The following is a 2861-nucleotide window of genomic DNA, read 5'->3' as shown; positions in this document are numbered from 1 at the left end:
ACCGCGACGTCGATGACGCTGTGCTCGGAGTTGGTGTAGATGATGCCGCGCAGCGGCGGCACGTCCGCGTAGTCGCGGCCGCGGCCGACGACGATGTAGCGCTCGTCGACCATCTGGTCGTTGGTGGGGTCCAGGCCCAGCCACTCGTGGTGGCCGGGCTCCTGCGGAGTCCACACCGCCGCCCAGGCGTGTGTGGCGTCGATTCCGATCATCCGGTCCTTCCCCGGGGGCGGGTCGGTGGCCAGGTATCCGGAGACATAGCAGGCCGCCAAACCGTTGGCTCGCAGGCAGGCGATCGCCAGCCTGGCAAAGTCCTGGCATACCCCTTCCCGGGCGGCCAGAACCTCATTCACCCCGGTGGATATCGTCGTCGAGCCCGAGCGGTAGGTGAAGTCGGAGAAGATCCGCGACGCCAGGTCGCGCAGCACCTCCACCAGCGGACGCCCGGGCGCGAAGCTGGGTGCGGCGTACCGGCGCACCTCGTCGGTGATCTCCGGCGGATCCAGGTCGAGGGTGAACTCGGCCGCGAGCGCTCCCGCGGGCCCCGCCGGCCGCGCGGCCTCCCACGGTCGCAGCGCCGGACCGCTGCTGTAGAGCGCCGGCGCCGGCGGGTACACGTCGACGATGGAGTCGCCGGTGATCGTCAGGGTGCGGTGCGGCTCGGTGACGTGGAAGTAGGAGCTGGTGTTGCCGTAGCCGTCCTGGCTGGTGGAGACGTCGGCGGGCGGCGGATCGATGAGCAGCCGGTGCGCCACGCAGCGCTGCCGCGGCGAGTCCCGCGGCGTGAGGAAGCCGCGGCCGTAGGAGCTCGTCACCACGTCGGAGTAGCGATACTCGGTGCGGTGCGTGACGCGATGGCGGCGGGCGACCCCGTCCTCGGCTGCTGGCAAGACCCCTCCTCCTCACGGCTGATCACATCACATGCCGCACGATTTCGGCGGCCAAGCGTGCCGCGCCGGGAGCACAATCGGAGGCGTGGCCACGTGGGACGACGTCGCCCGCATCGTCGGACGGCTGGCGCTGACCTCCGAGCCGGCGCCGCACGACTGGCGCGTCGGCAAGAAACTGCTGGCGTGGGAACGTCCCCTGCGCCAGTCCGACCGCGAGGCGCTGACCCGCGCCGGGATCGACCCCCCGGAGGGCGACGTCCTGGGCGTGCGGGTCTGCGACGAGGGGGTCAAGTTCGCGCTGATCGCCGACGAGCCGGGGGTGTATTTCTCCACCCCGCATTTCGACGGATACCCGGCGGTGCTGGTCAGGCTGGCCGAGATCGACGTCGGCGTCCTCGAGGAAGTGATCACCGAGGCCTGGCTGACGCAGGCGCCCCGCAAGCTGGTCCAGGAGTTCCTGGCCGATTCGTCCTGACGGCCGTCACGCCGGCAGGTCGAGCACCGTCTGCAGGTTGCCCAGCACGCCGGCGCGCGGTGCGCGGCACGGCCAGCCGGTCGGCGGGGCACAGGACGATGGCGAAGACGAGGGCCACGGCCCCGCCGATCAGGGCGTCGAAGATCCGCTCGAAGCCGGTGCCGCTGCGGTAGAGCGCCAGCACCAGGATCGCCGAGATCGCGGTCTGGTTGGCGAACATCATGCCCTGCCCGATCAGGCCGTGCCCGATGAGTACCGCCACGCACGGCGCGGTCAGCGCGGCGACCGCGCTGGCCACGTCGCGGGCGAGTCACCAGGACAGGCCCGCGGCGACTGGCGTCTGCACCAACGTGAACCAACCGTGCGGAGCCGATCGATGCCTGCGCGCACGGCCGAAGGTCAGGTGCGGTGCAGCTCGAACAGCGGAATCACCCGGCTGGTCTTGGACTGGTAGTCGGCGAAGCCCGGCGCCGCGGCGGTGATTTCCGGGAAGAGCGCGTCGCGTTCGGCGGCCGGTAGTTCGCGCGCGGTGACGTCGAACGCCTCGGTGCCGATCTCGACGCGTGCGCCGGGGTTGGTCCGCAGGTTGTGCACCCACGCCGGGCTGACTGGGGCGCCGGCGAAGGAGCCGACGATGATCAGCCTGCCGTCGATGCGGAAGTAGGCCAGCGGCGAGAGCCGCGGCCGGCCGGACTTGGCGCCGGTGGTGGTGAGCAGCAGCAGGTCGGTGTCAGCGAACTGACCGCCGACCTTGCCGCCGTTGGCGCGGAACTCGTCGATGATGTCCGTGTTGAACGCGTTGATCGTCTCGGTGTCCGGCATTTCAGTCATGGCGCCGCTCCTCCTCATCGCTTCGCGCTGCATCGTCGCCGGCGCGGCTGCTCATGCCCGGTCAACGTGCTCGGGCCGGACGTCTATTCCGGACTCCTTGCGCTGCTGGGCGGTGATCGGCGCCGGCGCGTCGGTGAGCGGGTCCACCCCGCCGCCGGTCTTGGGGAAGGCGATCACCTCGCGGATGGAGTCCACCCCGGACAGCAGCGCGTTGATCCGGTCCCAGCCGAACGCGATCCCGCCGTGGGGCGGCGCGCCGAAGGTGAACGCCTCCAACAGGAATCCGAACTTCTCTTCGGCCTCGGCCCGGTCCAGGCCCATCACCGCGAACACCTTCTCCTGGATGTCGCGGCGGTGGATACGGATCGAGCCGCCGCCGATCTCGTTGCCGTTGCAGACGATGTCGTAGGCGTCGGCGAGCACGCTGCCGGGATCGCTGTCGATCGCGTCGGCGTGCTCGGGCTTGGGCGAGGTGAACGCGTGGTGCACCGCGGTCCACGCCCCCGCGCCGACGGCCACGTCCCCGGCGGCGGTCGCGTCTGCGGCGGGCTCGAACAGCGGCGGGTCGACCACCCAGACGAACGCCCAGGCGTCGGGGTCGATCAGGCCCAGCCGGTGGGCGATCTCGCCGCGGGCCGCGCCCAGCAGGGCCCGCGAGGGCTTGG

5 protein-coding genes are annotated in these 2861 nt (G+C 71.3%); 1 reads left to right on the top strand and 4 read right to left on the bottom strand.

What is annotated here, in order from left to right; genetic code table 11:
* The coding region (locus AC2VOR_RS13915) for a transglutaminase family protein (protein WP_486963965.1) at positions 1-890 on the bottom strand (890 nt) is incomplete at its 3' end.
* 85 nt (positions 891-975) lie between these two features.
* Between AC2VOR_RS13915 and AC2VOR_RS13910 the strand changes: the two genes are divergently transcribed.
* Complete coding sequence (locus AC2VOR_RS13910; protein ID WP_369739214.1) at positions 976-1365, top strand: MmcQ/YjbR family DNA-binding protein; 390 nt, start codon at positions 976-978, stop codon at positions 1363-1365.
* Here the strand turns inward: AC2VOR_RS13910 and AC2VOR_RS13905 are convergent.
* From AC2VOR_RS13905 to AC2VOR_RS13895, 3 genes are all read right to left on the bottom strand, one after another.
* Positions 1298-1663 carry an aromatic acid exporter family protein gene (locus AC2VOR_RS13905; protein ID WP_369739215.1) on the bottom strand — a complete coding sequence of 122 codons (366 nt, stop codon included), beginning with the start codon at positions 1661-1663 and terminating at the stop codon, positions 1298-1300. The two genes, AC2VOR_RS13910 and AC2VOR_RS13905, sit on opposite strands and share 68 nt — an antisense overlap.
* Positions 1664-1764: 101 nt before the next feature.
* Entirely contained in the window at positions 1765-2196 is a 432-nt protein-coding gene (locus AC2VOR_RS13900) for a nitroreductase family deazaflavin-dependent oxidoreductase (RefSeq protein ID WP_486963964.1), read from the bottom strand.
* Between the two features lie 51 nt (positions 2197-2247).
* Positions 2248-2861, bottom strand: a 614-nt coding sequence (locus AC2VOR_RS13895; RefSeq protein WP_486963963.1) for an amino acid--tRNA ligase-related protein, incomplete at its 5' end; no start/stop codon positions are given.

The sequence above is a fragment of the Mycobacterium sp. TH-M103 genome (assembly GCF_057473785.1).
The sequence above is the reverse complement of the archived record's forward strand: the minus strand, read 5'-3'. Positions and strand labels throughout refer to the sequence as shown.